Origin of the sequence: Proteiniphilum sp. (assembly GCF_040307845.1) — a bacterium.
Taxonomy (GTDB): Bacteria; Bacteroidota; Bacteroidia; order Bacteroidales; family Dysgonomonadaceae; genus Proteiniphilum.
In genome coordinates, this window is sequence record NZ_JAWRIS010000027.1 from 100,850 (window position 1) to 121,570 (window position 20,721).

Sequence of the window (20,721 nt, forward strand, 5' to 3'; positions counted from 1 at the left end):
TGGTTTATACTTCGTTTACGATTCATGTTTATCATACTTTAATAATTAATAGGTTTGCATTTAGTGTATTAGATTACGAATAGCCCTGTTCCGGCTTTACTTCGTCACCTTTATTTCAATAGTATCTTTCATCAATCCATCTGATTCCGCCTTCAGCTGGATGGCTCCTTTACTCGCTTCACCTTGCACCACGACTAAGCATTTTCCATAAAATGCCTTTCGTTCCGATGCTTTGAAGCGTTCCATGCTTGTGGGACTTCCATTATCCACACCTGCTATTTTACCATTTCCGGCCAGGTTGAAACGGATCAGGTTATCCGCATTGGGACAAATGGTACCCTCTTCATCCAACACTTCCACTGTGACAAAACTGAGGTCCCGGCCGTCGGCCTTGATCACACGCCTGTCCGGCGTTAAACGGATTTGTGCCGGTTCGCCGGCGGTTTTTATCTCTCTGGCCAATACCTCTTTCCCGTTCTTGCGTGAAACTGCTTTTATCGTGCCGGGCTCGAAAGCTAATCGCCAAAAGACATGGTGCTTATCGCCCTCTTTCCTCTTTATTCCCTGCGATACACCGTTCAGAAACAACTCCACTTCATCGGCCTGGTTGTAATAAGCCCACACATCCACCAATTCGCCCGGCTGCCAGTTCCAGTGCGGGAACAGGTGCAGCATCTCCTTGTCGGTCCATTCTGATTGGTACATGTAATAAACATCTTTGGGGAATCCCGCCAGGTCCACAATACCGAAATAGGAACTCCGTGCGGGGAACCAGAAAGGGGTCGGTTCGCCGAGGTAATCAAATCCCGTCCAGATATAGATTCCGCTGATGAAATCGGCATTTTTCACGTCGTTCCATGCCTGCTCATGCGTGCATCCCCAGGGGACGTGGCAATTATCGTAGGAAGAACAGGCATAAGACGGGTCTGTAAATGGAATATCCCAGCGGACCGGCCAGATGTACATGGAGTCACTCGGCATCCGGTAATAGCCGCGTGTCATCAATCCCGAAGTGGTTTCGGTGGCGATGAACGGTTTTCCGGGAAAGTTCTCCGGCACTTTGGGGTAATCATGTCCATGATAATTGAAGCCGATCAGGTCGAGCGCTCCCGACGTGAAGAGGTGGTTGGCCGGATTGGTTTCGTTGTTTCCGGTTGTCACGGGCCGGGTTGGATCCAACCTTTTTACAATATCAGCCAGTTTTTTTGTCAACAGCGCATTCACACTCATTTCTTCCCCGTTTGCCCCGGCAAGTGCCGTTTCATCGCGTTTAAGGTTCAACAGCAGATTTGCCTGCTGGATATCGAGCGTGTCGGCGTCGGCATGTGTCCACTGTTCGAGCACTTCGTTGCCGATGCTCCACATAAATACAGAGGGATGGTTGCGGTCGCGGAGGATATGGTCCGTCAGGTCTTTCTCATGCCACTCATTAAAGTAGCGTGAGTAATCGTAGGTGGTTTTCCGTTTACGCCACATATCGAAGGTCTCGTTCATGACGATAAATCCCATTTGGTCACATAACCGGAGCAGTTCGGGAGCCGGGGGATTATGCGCCGTGCGTATGCCGTTTACCCCCATCTCCCTGAGTATTTCGAGTTGCCGTTCGATAGCACGTGTATTGACGGCCGCCCCGAGGCATCCCAGGTCGTGGTGCATGCAGACTCCCCTTATCTTGGTCGATTTACCGTTGAGAAAGAACCCTTTTTCCGCATCGAATGTAAAATGACGTATCCCGAGCGGGGTTGTATATTCATCAGTTTGTTTGCCTTCCACAAAAATGCGGGTGACGACCTCATACAAATAGGGATTGTCGAGTGTCCAGAGTACCGGTTTCCTCACAGGGATATCCTGTTCCATCTCCCCGGAAGAACCGGCAGCGAGTATGACAGAAACCGAAGCCGAAGCGACCTCCTTTCCCGATTTCTCCACGATGGATGTCTCGGTTCTCACATCTGCCTCCCGGGGCATTTCATTTTTGATCGTTGTCCTCACAGAGACCAACGCGTTCTCTTGCGTGACCTCCGGCGTCGTCACATATACTCCCCACAAGTCGACATAGACCGGATCGACGCTTGTCAGCCATACATTCCTATAAATCCCGCATCCCGAATACCACCGGGAATTGGGTTGTTCGCTGTTGTCCACCCGCACCGAAATGATATTTTCACCGTCAAACTTCAGGTGGGGAGTGAGATCATACCGGAACGATATATAGCCAAACGGCCGATATCCGAGATGGATACCATTGATCCATACGTCGGAATTCATATAGACACCGTCGAAATCAATAAATATCTTTTTCCCTTCATAAGATTTATCGAGGAAAAATGATTTCCGATACCAGCCAATTCCGCCGGGCAATGCCCCGCCACCGCTTCCTGAGGGATGATCCTCGCTGAAATCGCCTTCGATAGCCCAGTCATGCGGCAATTCCAGTTGCCTCCAACCGTGATCGTCGAAAGCCATGTTGCTTGCCTCGGGAATATCTCCCAGATAAAATCGCCATCCTTCATTGAAACCTTCGGTTTTACGGGGACTCCGGTCGTTATCCCGGCAGGCATTCAACCCGATGAGGACAATGCCCAGCAGTAATAGTATGGCTATCCGGCTTTTCATTTTCCTAAAGCTATTTTTTGCGCAGTACCCGTATAAGCAACCTCAATGCCTTTTGCGTCCGCGTTTACAGGCTGCGGGCTGTTCTTATCGACATAGACGATGTTGAACTTCCGTTCCTGCAACATCCCTTCGAAGGATCCTTCCCTGTCACCTATGACAAGCGTTTTGGTCGCCTCGTCGTAATGGAAACCGATGGTCGCATAGGCGCCCTTTTCATAATTGTAGTTCACTCCCTCGTCTTCATAGAGCGAAAAGTTCCCGTTTTGACCGGCAAAAACATATAATGTGATGTTTTCAGGTTTTTTCTCGTCGGAGTACTGTATTTCAGGCCCAAACGGGATAATGGCCCCTTCTTTCACGAACAGGGGTATGTGGTTATAGGGCGCGTCCACCCGTTGTTTTTGTCCCCCGTCAATGAATTTTCCAGTATGGAAATCATACCAGCCGGTGGTAGCAGGGAAATATACCTCCCTGTCGGTTGCCCGGTATTCATATACGGGACAGACCATCAGCGCGTTCCCGAACATATACTGGTCGCCGATATCATTTACTGCCGGGTCTTTGCCGAAGTCCATGACCAGCGCCCGCATGATGGTATAGTCGTTGAACCAGGTCATTCCGGCCATCGAATAGAGATACGGCATCAGACGATAACGGAGTTTATTGTAATACACCATGGATTGATAAGCGGGATGATCCTCCGGTGCAATGTTGAATACCTCTCTATAAGGAAATTGGCCGTGGGAACGGAACAGCGGAACAAAAGCCCCGAATTGCGCCCACCGCGCATTTAATTCCCGCCACTCTTTAAGATCCTCATTTTCAACCCCTGTAGCATCATAGTAATGTTGTGCCTGCTCATATCTTTTTTCCACACAAAATCCACCGATATCCATTGTCCAATAGGGTATGCCGGATAAAGCAAAGTTGAGCCCTGCGGAAATCTGCGCTTTCATATCCTCCCATCGGGTACCGATATCTCCACTCCAGACTGCGGTTGAATAGCGCTGGATACCGGCAAAACCGGAGCGTGTCAGCAGGAACACACGGTCATCGGGGTTGACACCGCGCTGCCCGTCGTAAATGGCTTCGGCATTTACCAACGAATAGGCATTGAAATATTTTGTGGATGGGCCGAGGGCGGTGGGACCGCACAGTTTTTTCCGGTAATCGATATCGGTATTATCCTGGATATTGGGTTCGGAGGCATCCATCCACCAGGCGTCGACGCCGAGGGAATAGAGGTTTTCTTCCAGCTGCTTCCAGAAGAGTTTGCGCGCACCTGCGGCATAAGCGTCATAGAATGAGCCGATATAACCCTGTCCGATCCAGTCCCGGATGCTGTCTTTTACCGCTTGTTGGTACATCCAGCCGTTTTTGTCGAATTCCTTGTAATGGTCGGTAGTCATATAAAATTTGGGCCATACCGAGATCATAAACTGCGCATTCATTTCATGTATATTGTCTACCATCCCTTTCGGGTCGGGAAACCGCTCCTTGTCGAACTCATGGCTACCCCATGACGGTTCCGTCCAATAACTCCAATCCTGTACGATATTGTCGATGGGTATTTCGCGTTTTCTGAATTCAGCAAGCGTTTCCAGCAATTCGTCCTGTGTCTTGTACCGCTCCCGGCTTTGCCAGAAGCCCATCGCCCATTTGGGCATGATCTGCGATTTCCCGGTGATGGTCCTGTATCCGCTGATCACATCGTCCATGCTGTCGCCTGCCACAAAATAGTAATCGATACCGTTTCCCATCTCACTCCACAGCGAAAGCTTATTCTGTTCCTTGTCGGGAACGGGACTTAACGCTTTTAGCGCGATATAGGATACTCCGCCGTCGGGTTCCCATTCTATACGTATGGGCACCCTTTCTCCTTTCGGCAGATTGTATTCGAATTTATAGCTGTTGGGGTTCCATGCGGTGCGCCAACGCTCCTCCACCACCGGTTCATTGTTCATATATACTTTGGTGTAGCCGGCATAATGGAGGAAGAAACGGTATAATCCGCTTTCGGGGGCTTCTATTTCGCCGCTCCATACCACGGTGGAATGATCCAGTTCGAAACCTTCGGGAAAATTCTTCAGGAGTGGTATGAACTGGTAATCGAGTTTGTTTTCCCTGCGCTCAATGGTTTTGGAAGGATCATTTTTTTTCGAGTAAACGGCCGTGAGGCCACCTTCCGATCCATCGGACCCGTAAAGCCTGAACTGGTCCAGGTCGGCATAATCGCGCACATCGCCGAATTTGCTCAGGGAATTGTTGTCCCATAGGATACCGTAGTTTTTATTGGAAATGACAAAAGGTACCGATACCTTGGTGTTATATTGGAACAACGACTCGTTTTTTCCTTTATAATTAAAGTCGTCGGCCTGATGCTGTCCCAGGCCGTAAAAGGCTTCATCGTCGGGCGATTCAAACAATTGATGTACGGTATACCCCCTTGTCCCTTCTACTTCTATCGGCTGGAATGTTTTTCCGCCACCGATATTTTCCCGAAGGATATATTCACCTTTCTTATTCAGGAAAGCTATCTCACCGGTGGTTTTGTGGACGGTCACATCCAAAGAGTCGGTGGAAAGAAGGATAACATCCCCTTTCTCCTCCACGTTGAACCTGTCCGACATCTCCAATCCGGGTTGTAGAATCAGGCTTTTCTCATCGGGGAATTTTTTTTCCGGTGTGGCCGACACATGAATAATTTTGTCGTTGACCACGTTCAACCGAATTGTTTTCACATCCGAACTGTTCTCCTGATGAATGCGGACAATCACTCCATTTTGCGTTTTTTCAAAACCGGCAGTTGAGCAGGAGAGAAAAAAGAGGGTACTGAATAGTATACAAAAAATGCGCTCCATTGTATTATAATTATTGTGTGTTGCAAAAATAGAGACAATTTGGCGCATCGCTCCCCCTTCCCGTTATCCATCGCTATTGTTTTTGATAACGGAGGGGGCAGTTTTGTTTCCGTAAGGGATGTTAAATGTTCACGCCGGGGTTTCCGGTTCATCATCGGGGGATGAGGAGGCGTTACTCCGATATTGGGAGGGCAACAGGTCAAACTCTTCCTTGAAATATTTACTGAACACTTTGGGGTTGTTGATACCCACCTGATAGGCTATTTCAGATATATTCAACTGGCTTTCCCGTAATAATTGTGCCGCCCGTTTAAGGCGGATGATGCGGATAAACTCAATGGGGCTTTTTCCGGTGACGGACATCATCTTCTTATAGAGATGCACCCTGCTTATTCCCAAGTCTTTGCTTAATCTCTCAACGGAAAACTCGCTGTCGGATATATTGTCCTCCACCAGTTTTATGGCATTTTTAATTAGTTTCTCATCCAACGGCGTGATGGTTATTTCGGCAGGTTCAATTTTCATTTGATTTTTGAACCTGTTTTGACGGTATGACCTCAACTCCAGTATTTTAAGGATCCGAAGCATAAGAATGTCAAAATTAAACGGTTTGGTGATATAATCATCGGCACCTGTCTCAAGCCCCCGGAGTTCCTGTTCCTGTGCCGTGTGGGCCGTGAGCAGGATAAGGGGGATATGCGATGTGCGCACATCGTTTTTCACTTTTTCACACAGCTCGTACCCATCCATTTCGGGCATCATCACATCGCTGATAATGATATCAGGGGAATATTCAAGGATTTTTTCCCAGGCGTCTCTCCCGTTGGAAGCCTCCAGCAGTGAAAAATCTTTTTTCAGCGTATCCTTCATGAAATAGCGGAAATCATCGTTATCGTCCACTAAAAGGATACGTGTTTCATTCCGGTCCAGTGCTTCCCCGTTTTCTTCCACGCCTGGCAAATCTTCCGGGGTTTCCCGCTGTTTCTCCTCCATCTCCCCGGATTGTGAGACAATATATTTCAGCCTGTCGACCGGGAATTGGAGGACAAACATACTTCCCTTGGGGGCATTGTCGTATACGTCAATGGAGCCTTTGCAAATAGAGACGAATTCTTTTACGATATGCAGGCCAATGCCGCTACCGGGAAAATCTTCGTTTCTTGCCTTTCCCTGGTAAAACCGCTCAAAGATCCGCTTCTTCTCGTCGTCTTTTATCCCTATTCCGGTATCTATTATTCTTATTTCCAACAGTTCATCATCGGAATCTCCATTTTTAGGTAAAAGTTTTACCAACACATCCACGGTGCCGTTTTTTTCGGTAAATTTAATTGCATTGGAGAGAAGGTTCATCATGATCTTCCTCATCTTGTCTTCATCGAATACCATTCTCAATTCGTCTACCGAAGAAAAAAAGGTCAACCGGATATTCTTCTTCTCCGCATATTCGATGAAAGAAGTACAGGAATTCTTCAAGAACGAAATAATGTCTCCATAAGACAAATTGAGGGAATGTTCATTCACATCACTTTTTCTGAAATCCAGCAACTGGTTCACCATGTTCAACAACCGGATGGCATTTTTGTGGATCAGGGAAAGTTGGTGTCTTTGATGATCATCTGCCTCGGACTTCATCATATTTTCCAACGGGGATATGATCAATGTCAGGGGTGTGCGTAAATCATGGCTGACATTGGTGAAGAAACGGAGTTTCATATCATCCATCTCATGTTTCCGTTGGGCCTCCAGTTCTATCTGCCTCATTGTATACTTCTGCTGCTCGTTTCTGATGATCATGTAACGGGCCAGTAGCAGGATCGAGATGAGAAGAAAAGCATAAACGAAATAGGCCCCGGTAGACAACCAGAACGGGGGTTTTATGCGGATTGGGAGTGCCGTTGATTCTTCACTCCAGAAGCCGTCGCTGTTGGCGGCCTTCACCCTGAGGGTGTATCTGCCCGGGGCGAGATTGGTGTAAGTGACGCTGTGGACACCATTATCGGTGATTAACCAATCCGTATTAAATCCTTCGAGCATGTAGGCGTAGGTAGTTTTTTCGGGAAGGATGTAATTCATGGCGGAGAAATCAACAGAAAAGACATTTTGCCTGTATCTGAAGGTGACTTCTTTTACCCGATTGAGTTCCGACGGCAGGATCCTGTTCCCTTTATATTCAGCACCGACCAGCACATCTTCGTTGAACAGTTTCAATCCTGTAAAAAGGACGCGGGGTTGTGAAGTATTATAGCGGATATTTTCCGGATTGAATATATTGAACCCATTGGTTCCTCCAAGCAGTATTTCCCCATCGGAGGATTTGAATACCGAGCGAAGATTGAATTCGTGGCTTTGCAGGCCGTCCTCTTCATTGTAATTCACAAAAGAGAGGTGATAGCCGCCGGTTTCCGGATCGGCATCCATGATGATATTGGATACTCCGTTAGAAGTGGAAATCCACATATTGTGCTGATCGTCTTCGATAATTCCTGAAATGACATTGTCGGCCAGCCCATCGCTTTTATACAATTGGATGATTTTGTCCTGCCCGGGATCCCAAATATTCAACCCGCTCCGGGTCCCCACCCAGACAAGTCCGCGGCTGTCCTCGTAAGCATGGTTCACATTCAGGTTAGTAAAGGGCTGATCTCCTTTGCGGTTACCCGTCAGGATCTCCGAATATCCGGTTTGTATATCGAAGATCGTAATCCCGACGGCAGTTCCGAGAATCAATTGATTGTTTTTACCCAAAAAAAGCGAGGATATAAATTCCGAAGACAGTTGTTGCCGGCTGCTGTTGTCAAATGTGGTGAATTGCCCGTTCTGCGGATTGAATTTCTGCAGTCCGCTTCCCAGGGTACCGATCCAGATCATTCCATCGCTGTCCTCAACGACTGACCAGACATTATCGTTGGCAAGGCTATTCGGATTACCCGGATCATGGCGGTAGTGGGTAAATTTTTTCCCGTCGAAACAATCCATCCCCGACAGGTAGGTGCCAATCCATAACCTGCCGTCTTTGGCGGCACACAGGCTGACGATCACGTTATCGGTCAGAGAAGAATTTCCGGATGAATAATGATGGTAAACAGGATAGGATTTGTTACCGGTATCCAAACGAACCAATCCGCTCCCATTGGTGCCGATCCAGATAATCCCCCTGTCATCTTTAATAATGGAATTCACATCGGGTTTGAAGTTATCTATCTTGTTGAAATAATTGAGATGTTCAATGCCGAATTTGTAAATACTCTCGCTGTAGTAAGATATTCCGTTTTTATAGGTGCCAATCCAAATGATGCCGGTGTCATCGGTATAGATACAATTGATGCTGTTGTGCGCGATGCTCCGTTCATCGTGGGGTCGATTCCGCAGATTCGTCAACACGTCGTTTTTCTTATCGATGATATCTATGCCTCCATGATCGGTTGCCATCCAGATCAACCCGTTGGGAGCCTGCATAATATCCTGGATCATGTCACTCGACAATGAAAATGGGGAGTCACTCTGTTTGGTTCCCAGATGCTTCCATTCATTTTGACGTGAAAGGTATAACCAGGTCCCCAGCGGGCTATCGGAATAGAACCACACATCGTTGTCCGCGTCAACAAAAGCCCGGTAGTCATGAGCATTGGCTTTCTGTTGTTGTTGAAGATAGTAATCGGTAAAACTGACCTGCAGACTGTTTTTGTCCATGTATTGGATAAGTCCGGATTGAAAGACAAACAGATAACTCTCATCCGACTCTTTTATGTCGGTAACGATGCCGCTGCTTAATCGTCCTGTCTGCCCATTTTGAGGGAAGAAAACCGATTTACCCGTATCCGGCCGGTACCTGTAAAATCCGAATGAATTGGCATAGCACCACATATTCTTATCTTTATCGATGAAAATAAGGTCGACCGGGTTTGTGATGCCCATTTCATATAACAGTCCCTGGCTTCTTTCGAATTTTTCCTGGTCGGGATCGAACACCACATATCCATTGGCTGTATGGATCCAAAGCCGTCCATCGATATCCTCCTGTACATTCCTGACAAAATTATCCGGCAAGGAATAGTCGTTATTCGGATTATGGAAAAACACCTTGAACTTATATCCGTCGTACCTGTTTAGTCCCGATGCGGTGGAGAACCACATAAAACCCCTGCTGTCCTTAAAAATATGATTAATCTGATTGTGGGAAAGTCCGTCACGAACCTCCAACTGTTTAAAAAGAAAGGAAGATTGTCCCAAAAGAGAAGGGTAAAAGCAAAGGGAAAAGAAAGGTAGTAGAACAAAGCGGAATAGTTTCATCATTGGTTCAATCTTTATACCAAACAGCTTTCCTACAATTATATAGGTCTACATTTTAGTTACAATACATCACCAGTTAATATGGGAAAGCAGATCTACTGATTGTTTACTTTACAAACATAATAAAAAATATTTGTTCTTTATACAATTATGTATTTTTTTGATACATACTTTGTTATTACAAAAAATCCCGACAGAGTTTGCCGGGATAATTTTTCTGGATAGTATAACAGGTGGTTTATACCAACTTATCGATCTTGTCGGTAAAAAGGGTTTTGGGGCCTGCTCCTACCAACTTATCCACTACCTGGCCATTCTTAATGAAAAGCACGGTAGGGATATTGCGGATACCGTATTTACCGGTAGTTTCGTCATTGTCATCCACATTCAGTTTACCTACTATCACTTTATCTTTGTATTCTTCCCCGATCTCTTCGATGATGGGTCCGATCATTTTGCAGGGGCCGCACCACTCCGCCCAGAAATCTATGACCACTAGCTTGTCCGTATCCAGGACTGAGTCAAGGGTTGCGTCTGTAATTTGAAGCGCCATATTTGTCTTTTTTTATTATTAATTAGTTGATTTTAAAATCGATAGATAAATTATTCTTTAAGTAATCGATGAACCTTTTATTGACTTGAATCTTCGCCGGTCGTGAAAACAACTGGACTCTCATGTGGGGTTCTTCACCAATGATTTGGAAATATAACAATGAATTTCCGGAATTGTTTTTTACAAGTGCCGATAATTCGGTTACCGAAGTATCATCTATCTCTGAAAGAGGTATTTGCAATGTAATCTTTGATACCAGTTTATCTTTCACTTCAGATAAGAGGGAGATAGAGGATATTTTTATTTCCATCTCTTCCGGCCGGTAATTTTTGGGTTGTACCCTTCCTTCGATATATACGGATAAACCTATGCGCGCATATCTGCCGAAATTCACGCTGTCTTCGCTGAAAAGTGCGATCTCAAATTTACCCGCATAATCTTCGAGTTTGAAGATGGTGTAGGGCGATCCCCTTTTGGTCTGCCCTTCACGTACCGCTGTAATAATCCCTCCGAAGGTGATATCCTTCCCGTTCAGCGAATCGAGATCCTGCAATTGCAGCGTATCTGCATTACATACATACTTGAGGATAAACTCATATTCGTCCAACGGGTGTGCGGAGAGGTAAATGCCGATCAATTCCCTCTCCTTGTTCAGTCTTTCCAGATCCGACCAACGTACGGCCTGGGGTATTTCGGGGCGTGCTATCTGGAAGGAAGTATCGTCGCCGAACAGTGAGTTCATGGCTTCTATCTTATCCTGCTGGTATTTATTGCCGTAGCGGACAAGGGTCTCTAAAAACTCCTCTCCCTTACTATTCTGAGCCGCGAACTGTTCCCGCTGTATGCCGGGAAAGGAGTCGAAAGCTCCTGCCATCGCCAGCGCTTCAATATTCTTCTTATTGCAGGAAGAGAGGTTCACCCGTTCCACAAAATCGAAAATATCCCTATAACGGCCGTTTTGCTTGCGCTCGGCAATGATATCGTTGACCGCATTTTGACCTACGCTCTTGATAGCAGCCAGACCGAAACGGACGTCGCCCGCATCATTCACCGAGAATTTCATCATCGATTCATTCACGTCAGGAGGCAGCACATTGATGCCCATTGCCATGCACTCATCCATGAACTTGGTAATTTCAGTGATGTTGTTCAGGTTGTTGGAGAGTACTGCCGCCATGTATTCCGACGGGTAATTGGCTTTGAGCCATGCCGTTTGGTAAGCTACCCACGAATAGCAGGTGGCATGGGATTTGTTGAAGGCATACGAGGCAAATTTCTCCCAGTCGTTCCATATCTTGTTGAGTACCTTGGCATCGTACCCGTTTTTGGTACCACCTGCGATGAATTTCTCTTTCAGCGCCGTCATCTTGTCGATCAGTTTTTTCCCCATCGCCTTACGCAATTCATCCGACTGACCGCGGGTGAACCCCGCAAGCAGACGGGAAAGAAGCATCACCTGTTCCTGATAGACGGTAATCCCATAAGTTTCATCGAGGTATTTCTCCATGACGGGAATATCATAAGCGATCTCCTCCCTGCCGTGTTTACGGGCGATAAAAGAAGGTATATAGTCCATGGGACCGGGGCGGTAGAGGGCGTTCATCGCTATCAGGTCCTCAAACTTACTTGGCTGCAGCTCTTTGAGGTATTTCTGCATGCCGGCCGACTCAAACTGGAAGGTGCCGGTGGTCTGTCCGCTGCAATAGAGCTTGTAAGTGGTATCGTCGTTCATATCGATGGCGTCGATATCTACCTTTATCCCCCGGTTCTGTTCGATGATAGCTACGGCATCCTTGATGATGGAGAGTGTCTTGAGGCCAAGGAAGTCCATCTTGATCAATCCCGTCTCCTCGATCACAGAGCCCTCGTATTGTGTGACGAGCAACTTTTCCTTTGTCTCCTTGTCTTCCGCCGTACTGATAGGCACTACATCGGATATATCAGTCTGGCCGATAATTACACCACAAGCATGCACCCCCGTGCTTCGTACGTTGCCCTCAAGCATCTGTGCATACTTCAGTGTATTTTTTACCAGAGGATCGTTACTTTGGGCGGCTTCTTGCAACTCCGGCACATTTTCGATAGCTGCTCTCAGGTTAATTTTTTTGACGTTGGGAATCCTGTCGGGTACCAGCTTAGCCAGCCGGTTCGACTCGGACAAAGGCAGTTTGTGTACCCGCGCCACATCTTTGATGGACGATTTTGTAGCCATGGTACCATAGGTAATGATATGGGCTACCTTTTCACTGCCATACTTTTCGGTCACCCAGCGTAATACCTTTCCACGACCTTCATCATCGAAATCGATATCGATATCGGGCATCGATATACGGTCAGGATTAAGGAAACGTTCGAAGAGCAGATCGTACTTCAATGGGTCTATATCGGTGATTCTCAGACAGAAAGCCACTGCCGACCCTGCAGCCGACCCACGTCCCGGGCCGACGGCCACGTCCATTGCCCTGGCAGCGCTGATAAAGTCCTGCACGATGAGGAAGTAACCGGGAAAACCCATCGTCTTGATGGTCTCCAATTCGAAATCGAGTCGTTCCTCTACTTCCGGGGAAAGTGTTTCCCCGTACCTTTTTCTTGCCCCTTCCTTCGTGAGGTATGTCAGATAATCGGCTTCCAGCTTGATGCGGATTACTTTATTATAGCCGCCCAACCGATGAAAATTAGCCTCTCCGAACTCTTCTATCAGGGCGGCTTCGGAATATTTTTGTTTGTACCCCTCTTCGGTTCCGAATGCGGAATCGATAGGGTAGAAAGGCATCAGGGCGGCATGATCTATGGAGTAAGATTCTATTTTTGCCGCTACTTCCAGCGTGTTGGTCAGCACTTCAGGGATATCGGCAAAGATATGGTTCATCTCGGCAGTGGTCTTCAGCCACTCCTGCTTGGTGTAGCGCATCCGGTTGGGATCATCGAAGTCCTTTCCCGTACTCAGGCAGATAAGGCGGTCATGTGCGTCTGCATCCTCTTCGTTCACGAAATGGACATCATTGGTCGCGATCAGCTTCACATCATATTTCCGGGCGATTCGGATCAACTCCTGGTTGACCCGTTCCTGTTTGGGATAGGTAGTCTGGTCGGCATCTATCCGGTCGGTCTTGTGCCGTTGCAATTCAATATAATAGTCTTCCCCGAAAAGGTTTTTGAACCATTGCACCGCCTCTTCGGCCTCCTGGATTTGTCCGCTGTCTATTTTCCGGGAGATCTCTCCACCGAGGCAGGCAGAAGATACGATCAACCCTTCGTGGTATTGCTCCAGCAGTTCCTTATCGATACGGGGACGGTAATAAAATCCTTCGGTCCAACTCTTGGAGACCATCTTGATAAGGTTCTTATATCCTTTCAGGTTTTTTGCCAGTACTACCAGATGCCATCCGCTGCCGTCGATCTTCTCCGACTGCAGGTGACGGCTGCGGCGTGCCACGTAACATTCACACCCCACGATTGGCTTAAACAGCTTATTTTCTGCTTCGGTGAGCTTTTGGCGGAGTTGTCCGATCTTCTCCCTGTCTCCCCGTCTCCCTGTCTCCCTGTCTCCCTGTGCCCTAGTCGCCTCGTCTCCCTGTCCCCCAGTCTCCAAGCTCTCCTCGTTCCCGGTCTTTTCCAGTTCGCTGATCTCGCTTTTAATTTTTTTTATTTCGGCATTTACCGGTGCATTTTTCTTGCTTGCGTAGTTAAGGAATTCCTTGATGCCGTACATGGCACCGTGGTCGGTCAGAGCCAATGCTTTCATGCCATCTCCGATGGCTTTGTCAATCAGGCGCTGTATACTTGCCTGCCCGTCGAGCAGTGAGTATTGAGAGTGAACGTGTAGATGTACAAACGGATGCATATATATTGGTCGATTTTTTTATTCTGAGCTGTGTACAAAAATACGGAAAATTGGCCAAGGTAGGAGGAGATATCGGGAGAAGTTATCAACGGGGTTTTAGAAATTACTCATTCAGATAAATATAATGGAGGATGGCTGTTCTTTTTTGTCTATTTGTAAAATGAATTTTCAGCAAAAAAGCATCCACGCTTAAGGTATTGTTCACCTTAAGAAGTGCTCCGAATATTTCTCTACAATATATTGAGCTTCACAGCAAAATAATTTGAGTCTTACGGCAAACTAAAGCAGACACAAAATTTCTAACTTTGTACCACTCAATAACAGCAACAACAAAATTATGGCAGAACAACAAAACGATGCCTTTCAGACCATAAGCTATTCGGATATATTCCTTTCGTGTTTTTCCGAAAGGGGTACACATTGTGTCCATTCAAAACCCGAGCACGTTTTGTTATATCTGTATTCGGGCAAACAGGTTATCGAGGACAGAAATAAACGGATAACCATAAAAGCAGGAGAGTGTGCCTTTATCAGACGTGACCACAGGTTGACAATGTACAAGAACAGCAAGGGCAAGGAACTGTACAAAGGAATTTCACTTGTATTTCAGCGCAATGTGTTGCGTGAGTTTTACAGCAAAATGAACAAATCGGAAATTCCGAAAGACATAACAATTTCCGACAAGAACGTTTTCAAACTAAATAAAACCCCTGATATAGAAAGTTTGTTTCAGTCGCTTACCCCATACTTTGACAGCAACGTAAAACCAACGGAGGGCGTTATTCATCTGAAATTATTGGAAGGAATTTATGCCTTGCTGAATAATAATGAAATGCTTTATCCAATACTGTTCGACTTTGCCGAACCGTGGAAAATCGACCTTTTGGATTTTCTTAATGACAATTATATGGAGGACCTTTCAATGGAGCAAATCGCATCATTTACGGGGCGGAGTTTGGCAACTTTTAAAAGGGACTTCAAAAAGATAAGCAACCTCACTCCGCAAAAATGGCTGATAAAAAAGCGCTTGGAAATGGCCTACATAAAGCTGAAAGAAGAAAACAAAAAAGTGCTGGACGTTTGTATGGAAGTCGGATTTAAAAATCCATCCCATTTTTCCACTGTATTTAAAAAGCAATACGGAGTACCACCGTCAGAAATTTAAAATTGAGCTTCACAGCAAAATAATTTGAGCCTTACGCCAAAGCTGTTGTAAGGCTTTGTCTTTAACTTTGCATTGTAAAAAATAATGTAATGCAAAAAACAGATATATTTGAACGGTTATGCAATGGCGAAACCATTTTGCCAAACGACCCCGAAGCTTATAAAATGCGTGAAGCATCATACAAAACAAAAGAATTATTGGCACAGATGAACAACGTCACAAACCCGAAAGAAATAAGGGTTTTATTAAGCCAAATCACAGGCACAGAAATTGACGAAAGCGTTGCCGTATTTACACCGCTATACCTCAATTATGGGAAGAACATAAAAATAGGCAAAAACGTATTTATAAACTTTGATTGTGTCTTCCTTGACTTGGGAGGAATTACCATAGAAGATAACGTATTGATAGCTCCCAAAGTCAGCCTATTATCAGAGGGACACCCATTAGAACCCGAAAACAGACACGCATTGGTACCGAAACCTATCCATATCAAAAAAAATGCATGGATTGGTGCAGGAGCAACCATATTGCAAGGCGTTACCATCGGCGAAAATTCAGTTGTAGCATCGGGTGCGGTAGTATCAAAAGACGTTCCCGACAATATAATTGTGGGCGGTATTCCCGCGAAAATCATTAAAGCCATTTAAAACAGAAAGAAAATGAAAGGATTATCAAATTTAGCAGTTGCAAGCCTTCTGTTTTTAGGGCAGTCCTGCGCACAAAGTATAAACAATCAAAATGTAGAAAATATGAAAGAAACAGCAAAAACAGAACATTATACTTTTGAGTTGAGCAATAAGGTAACACGCCAAAAAGTAACCTTTAACAACCGTTATGGGATAACATTGACAGGCGATTTATACAGTCCCAAAAGTCGTAGCAACGAAGCTTTGCCTGCGTTGGCTATTAGCGGACCTTTTGGAGCTGTAAAAGAACAATCTTCGGGGCTATATGCCAACCAAATGGCAGAACGTGGATTTGTGGTATTGGCTTTTGACCCGTCCTATACAGGCGAAAGCGGTGGTGAACCTCGTGCCGTTGCATCGCCCGACATCAATACCGAAGATTTCAGTTCAGCAGTTGATTTTCTTGGAATACAAAAAATTGTTGATAGAAATAAAATAGGTATTATTGGTATTTGTGGTTGGGCTGGCTTTGCTTTAAACGCCACTGCTATTGATAAGCGTATAAAAGCCGTAGCCACAGCAAGCATGTACGATATGACAAGAGTAATGTCAAAAGGCTATAACGATGTAGTTACTTTGGAAGAACGTACCAAAACATTAGAGCAATTAGGCGAGCAACGTTGGAAAGATGCAGAAGCGGGAATATTCCACGCAGGAGCAGTATTAAACCCCGAAAAGCTGAAAGGCGATGAACCACAATTTGTAAAAGAATACTACGACTATTACCGTACACCGAGAGGATTTCACGAACGCTCTCTAAACTCGACAGGTGCGTGGAATGCTACCAATGCATTATCGTTTATGAATATGCCGATTTTAACTTACATCAAAGAAATATCGCCACGACCCATGTTACTGATTGCAGGGGAAAAAGCACACTCACGTTATTTCAGTGAAGATGCTTATAAAAATGCTTCCGAACCAAAAGAGCTAATGATTATTCCTAATGCCGTTCACGTGGATTTATACGACAACGTAGATGTAATTCCATTCGACAAGTTGGAAATATTCTTTAAAGAGCATTTAAAATAGGTTTTTTCTCGGGAAGTGCAGAAAGTTCATAAACCCGTTTATCCATAGATAATACGACCCTACTGTTGAGATCGTCCGGTATTTCAAGAGGTTCAGCCATTCTAAGAAGGAATACGGTAGCCCACAAACGGTGCTTGTAAAGTGTGAAATCAAGTTCCCGGTGATTCTTTAAAAACTCTGCAACAGTCGCAGGGGAGAAATCACCGGACATATTCAAGTCTTCGTATATACCGGCATAACGATCGTCAGATTTGCCTGTCTCTTGCAGATATTTCTTATATTTTCCTTCAAAATTCAGTTCAAGATGCTTTCTGCATCGTGATTCCCAGGGAATATATGACAAACTCTTTCTCCAGATGGCGGAAAAAGCATCCTTATCGATTGTTTCCAGAAATTGAAATTTTGCACTGTCATCCAACAGGGGAGTAATAGCCCCCTTTTTAACATCTGCATTCACTCTGTCAAGATAAGCCCGGTAACTCTCATTGATATCTGTCAGCCCGGTCCTTTCCGATACGATACTGTCCACAAAGTGGATCATCCGGTCGATGCCCTCCAGTTCTGTCGGGGTAAAGATTTCCTTTGCCGTTTCATCAGGAGAAATGCTGTTATCCAATGAAACGCAACCATGCAATAAGACAGAAACTGTTAGAATAGATAAAATAGGGTGTTCCATTGTTCAGAATTTGAGCTTATTTTTTTGCTTCATTGTGAGACATCACATTTCCATTTTTCACTTCTTCCAATCCTCTATCTATCGCCTCCAGTTCTGCGGCTGAAACTTCTACTTCGCTTTCGCCAGTATGGCTCGTAAAGTGAATACGCATTTCCTTAAGTATAGACTTTACCAAATTACTTTGTCTTTCGTTACCGGGTGTGGTTATTATTGTTTCCATACTGATATCTTTTTTCTTGCTCAAAATTAAGAAAAATAATTTGTACTGCAAAGTAAGAAAGAAGAATCACTCCTTTCCACAATCGGAACAGACATAGGAGTTCTTATACATCGAAAAACCAAATAACTAGGGGACGAGTTCCGCAGGTTAAAGGTCAAAATTATATCAAAGTCTTATAAACAAGAATTTGGTAAGAGTTAAACAAGGGTTAAGAAAGAGTAAGGTACGGCGAAATATTTGCCGAAAATCTGTTTATCTCATTGTAAACAGGTAATTTTATCTGCTATAATAATGAAAAACAGAAATGGGTATAAAGTCTATCAGTATCTTTGCCAAACTCCTCATTAAAAATCCTCACCTCGACGGAAGAAAAAAGTTACGTTGCATCACTCACTTTTCACCACTTCAGCCGGATTCTGGACGGATGCCCGCCAGCTTTGCCATGATACGGAAACCACAGAAAATAGCAGTACGGCAATGCCTGCCAGTACAAATATCCACCAGTCGAGAGAGGTTTTGTGGGCGAAGTTGGCAAGCCATTGTTGCATGACCCACCAGGCGAGCGGCGAGGCAATCACAAAAGCGAAGAGGATGCGGTAGATAAAACTCCTATTCAGCATCCGGATGATCTGCCCGGGTTGCGCTCCGTTCACTTTCCGGATGGCAATTTCCTTCCGTCTCCGCTTGACGATAAATGCCATAAAGATAACCAGCCCCAGATTGGCGATAACAAGGCATAATAGCGAGAACAGGTTGACAAGCCGTCCTGCATTGAACTCATTACGATAGACCGTCCCATATACATCCTGCAAAAAACTATAGTTGGGCGGGTAATCAGGATTTACTTTATTCCATACTTCATTGAATATCTTCAACCCTTCTTCCTGTTTGGCCGGTGCGAATTTCAACATAAAACAATGCCGGAACAGTTGTCGCTGCATGATGATCAGGGGAATAGACTCTTCATAGATATTGATATAGGTAAAATCATCGGTTACGCCGCAGATGGTACCTTTGCTGATATAATCGATTGTGCCTTGCGTGAAATGCATATTTTTCCCGATCGCCTCTTCCGGTGAATGAAAGCCAAGGATACTGAGGGCCTTGCGGTTGAGCATATATTGTTCCGTTAAATCAGTGGGGATCTCCTTGCCTTGAAGATAATGCATCAAGATCTCCGATTCGTCCTTGTAACTCATTTTATATGGATCGAACAGCTTCCCTGCAATGGGTTCTATCCCGAAAAAAGAGAAAAAGTCTTCGCCGACCAGGAGAAGGGGAAGCGGTACAGGTTCACCTTTACCTTCTACGGTTACTCTTACCCCATCACGGATTGCGGTACCGGGCAACTGGAAAGCGGTCGTGACCTGTTCTATCTCCGGATGTTTCAGTAATTCTGTTTTCAGTAATTCGTAGCGTTCCTTTACATCATCGGGCTGTTCTTCCATCACAAGGATATTCTCCGTTTTGCCGCCTACTTGTGTTGTTTTTATCAAATTAAGCTGTTTCGATATGCCGAATGAAATAATCACGATAAATATCACAATTGCATATTGTATTACAAGCATATACCGGATATTGGAGAATGAGAAACGAGAAGGGTTCAGGCTATCGCGTGTACTGATGAACATCGTAGAAGAAATGCTTGCCAGTACGGGGATAAGCGATACAAATAGCGTAAGCCCCAAAAAACAGAGTGCCAGCCCGATTGTTCCATAAGAGAGAAACCGGAACGTTGGGAAATGAAGTATGGGCGCCAGATAATAGGCTGCAATTCCCCCGATCAGGATAGAGAGTAAACCAATCAGGACAGCCGGTATGGTTTCGTTATAGAGGATAGTGGAAGCGTCGGCACCATTTAGTCTCAATAGCCGGTAATATCTTTTGTTGTAAGAGAATAGCAGGCTGTGGTTCAACCATAAATTGAACAATACCACTACTAACAACAAGATATTGGCTCCTGCAATCAGATAGATATAATAGATATTTCCGTTATGCTCCATTTCCCGTTGTGCCCGGCTATGGAGATGGATATCGGTCAGCGGTATCAGGTGGGCCGTTACCTCTTCGGTTAGATTTTCGAATGCATCATAATGGGCTTCAATCTGTTCTTTTACTCTTGGAAGGTTACGTATATCATTCAGTAAAAGATATACATAAGTCCATTCGGGTATGTCTTGTCGCCGGTGAAAGAGCAGGTCGGTATGGAAATGGGAGTTTTCGGGAAAATCGTCGAATACACCACTTACAAAATAAGTTTTTGAATCCAGTCGCCTTCCTTCCAGAGAGAGTTCTTTTCCTATGGGGTTCTCGTCACCAAACAGTTCCTGTGCCAATGACTGACTGACAAGGATGCTCTCCGGCGATTTCAACACGTTTGAAGGATCGCCTGTCGCAAGTGGATAGCTGAATACTTCAAAGAAATTGGGAGAGACCGCATAAAAGTCGTTCATGATGCGTCGTTCACCTGCATAGGCCAACACAGCCGTATTGACTTTGGTGATGGATACAAATTGTTCGATCTCAGCAATTTTCTCCAGTTCCGATTCCACGTTTTGCAAATAGAGACGTCCGTCCAAAGGTTCATCGTCATATTGTATCGATAACCGCACCATACGGTCGGCATTCTCGTTGAAACGGTCGTAGCTCAACTCTTTGCGGATATACCGGTACGACAGGAGCAGGCAGGCGAAGATCACCGACAACCCCAACAGGTTGACGATACGCAGAGACCTGCTCTTTACTAAACGACGGAAAATTGGGGTTATATTCATT

Annotated in this window: 11 protein-coding genes; 3 read left to right on the forward strand and 8 right to left on the reverse strand. The window is 45.3% G+C overall.

What is annotated here, in order from left to right:
- Positions 1-96: 96 nt before the first annotated feature.
- From ABV001_RS06445 to dnaE, 5 genes are all read right to left on the reverse strand, one after another.
- A complete protein-coding gene (locus tag ABV001_RS06445; protein WP_352422030.1) occupies positions 97-2,616 on the reverse strand; it encodes a glycoside hydrolase family 2 TIM barrel-domain containing protein in 2,520 nt (839 codons plus the stop codon).
- Entirely contained in the window at positions 2,613-5,477 is a 2,865-nt protein-coding gene (locus ABV001_RS06450) for a TIM-barrel domain-containing protein (RefSeq protein ID WP_352422031.1), read from the reverse strand. The genes ABV001_RS06445 and ABV001_RS06450 overlap by 4 nt, the downstream gene beginning before the upstream one ends.
- Positions 5,478-5,606: 129 nt before the next feature.
- The gene (locus ABV001_RS06455; RefSeq protein ID WP_352422032.1) at positions 5,607-9,770 is read right to left on the reverse strand and encodes a hybrid sensor histidine kinase/response regulator transcription factor; all 4,164 of its coding nucleotides are present in this window, start codon (positions 9,768-9,770) and stop codon (positions 5,607-5,609) included.
- 235 nt (positions 9,771-10,005) lie between these two features.
- The gene (gene trxA, locus ABV001_RS06460) at positions 10,006-10,320 is read right to left on the reverse strand and encodes a thioredoxin (RefSeq protein ID WP_352422033.1); all 315 of its coding nucleotides are present in this window, start codon (positions 10,318-10,320) and stop codon (positions 10,006-10,008) included.
- Between the two features lie 22 nt (positions 10,321-10,342).
- Complete coding sequence (gene dnaE / locus ABV001_RS06465; protein ID WP_352422034.1) at positions 10,343-14,164, reverse strand: DNA polymerase III subunit alpha; 3,822 nt, start codon at positions 14,162-14,164, stop codon at positions 10,343-10,345.
- Positions 14,165-14,501: 337 nt separating this feature from the next.
- Between dnaE and ABV001_RS06470 the strand changes: the two genes are divergently transcribed.
- The 3 genes from ABV001_RS06470 (at position 14,502) to ABV001_RS06480 (ending at position 17,050) form a co-directional block, all read left to right on the forward strand.
- The gene (locus tag ABV001_RS06470) at positions 14,502-15,329 is read left to right on the forward strand and encodes an AraC family transcriptional regulator (protein ID WP_352422035.1); all 828 of its coding nucleotides are present in this window, start codon (positions 14,502-14,504) and stop codon (positions 15,327-15,329) included.
- Positions 15,330-15,418: 89 nt separating this feature from the next.
- On the forward strand, positions 15,419-15,979 hold the full coding sequence (locus ABV001_RS06475; RefSeq protein ID WP_352422036.1) for a sugar O-acetyltransferase: 561 nt from the start codon (positions 15,419-15,421) through the stop codon (positions 15,977-15,979).
- A gap of 12 nt (positions 15,980-15,991) precedes the next feature.
- Positions 15,992-17,050 carry an alpha/beta hydrolase gene (locus ABV001_RS06480; protein WP_352422037.1) on the forward strand — a complete coding sequence of 353 codons (1,059 nt, stop codon included), beginning with the start codon at positions 15,992-15,994 and terminating at the stop codon, positions 17,048-17,050.
- Here ABV001_RS06480 and ABV001_RS06485 read toward each other — a convergent pair.
- From ABV001_RS06485 to ABV001_RS06495, 3 genes are all read right to left on the reverse strand, one after another.
- Positions 17,031-17,726 carry a hypothetical protein gene (locus ABV001_RS06485; RefSeq protein WP_352422038.1) on the reverse strand — a complete coding sequence of 232 codons (696 nt, stop codon included), beginning with the start codon at positions 17,724-17,726 and terminating at the stop codon, positions 17,031-17,033. The two genes, ABV001_RS06480 and ABV001_RS06485, sit on opposite strands and share 20 nt — an antisense overlap.
- Before the next feature lie 16 nt (positions 17,727-17,742).
- Complete coding sequence (locus ABV001_RS06490; protein ID WP_352422039.1) at positions 17,743-17,946, reverse strand: hypothetical protein; 204 nt, start codon at positions 17,944-17,946, stop codon at positions 17,743-17,745.
- 386 nt (positions 17,947-18,332) lie between these two features.
- Entirely contained in the window at positions 18,333-20,720 is a 2,388-nt protein-coding gene (locus ABV001_RS06495) for an ABC transporter permease (RefSeq protein WP_352422040.1), read from the reverse strand.
- Position 20,721: the final 1 nt, after the last annotated feature.

What these genes read in the sequence shown, in the direction of transcription:
- ABV001_RS06445 (WP_352422030.1), bottom strand. Translation starts at nt 2,616, where the DNA reads ATGAAAAGCCGGATAGCCATACTATTACTGCTGGGCATTGTCCTCATC.
- ABV001_RS06450 (WP_352422031.1), bottom strand. Translation starts at nt 5,477, where the DNA reads ATGGAGCGCATTTTTTGTATACTATTCAGTACCCTCTTTTTTCTCTCC.
- ABV001_RS06455 (WP_352422032.1), bottom strand. Translation starts at nt 9,770, where the DNA reads ATGATGAAACTATTCCGCTTTGTTCTACTACCTTTCTTTTCCCTTTGC.
- trxA (WP_352422033.1), bottom strand. Translation starts at nt 10,320, where the DNA reads ATGGCGCTTCAAATTACAGACGCAACCCTTGACTCAGTCCTGGATACG.
- dnaE (WP_352422034.1), bottom strand. Translation starts at nt 14,164, where the DNA reads ATGCATCCGTTTGTACATCTACACGTTCACTCTCAATACTCACTGCTC.
- ABV001_RS06470 (WP_352422035.1), top strand. Translation starts at nt 14,502, where the DNA reads ATGGCAGAACAACAAAACGATGCCTTTCAGACCATAAGCTATTCGGAT.
- ABV001_RS06475 (WP_352422036.1), top strand. Translation starts at nt 15,419, where the DNA reads ATGCAAAAAACAGATATATTTGAACGGTTATGCAATGGCGAAACCATT.
- ABV001_RS06480 (WP_352422037.1), top strand. Translation starts at nt 15,992, where the DNA reads ATGAAAGGATTATCAAATTTAGCAGTTGCAAGCCTTCTGTTTTTAGGG.
- ABV001_RS06485 (WP_352422038.1), bottom strand. Translation starts at nt 17,726, where the DNA reads ATGGAACACCCTATTTTATCTATTCTAACAGTTTCTGTCTTATTGCAT.
- ABV001_RS06490 (WP_352422039.1), bottom strand. Translation starts at nt 17,946, where the DNA reads ATGGAAACAATAATAACCACACCCGGTAACGAAAGACAAAGTAATTTG.
- ABV001_RS06495 (WP_352422040.1), bottom strand. Translation starts at nt 20,720, where the DNA reads ATGAATATAACCCCAATTTTCCGTCGTTTAGTAAAGAGCAGGTCTCTG.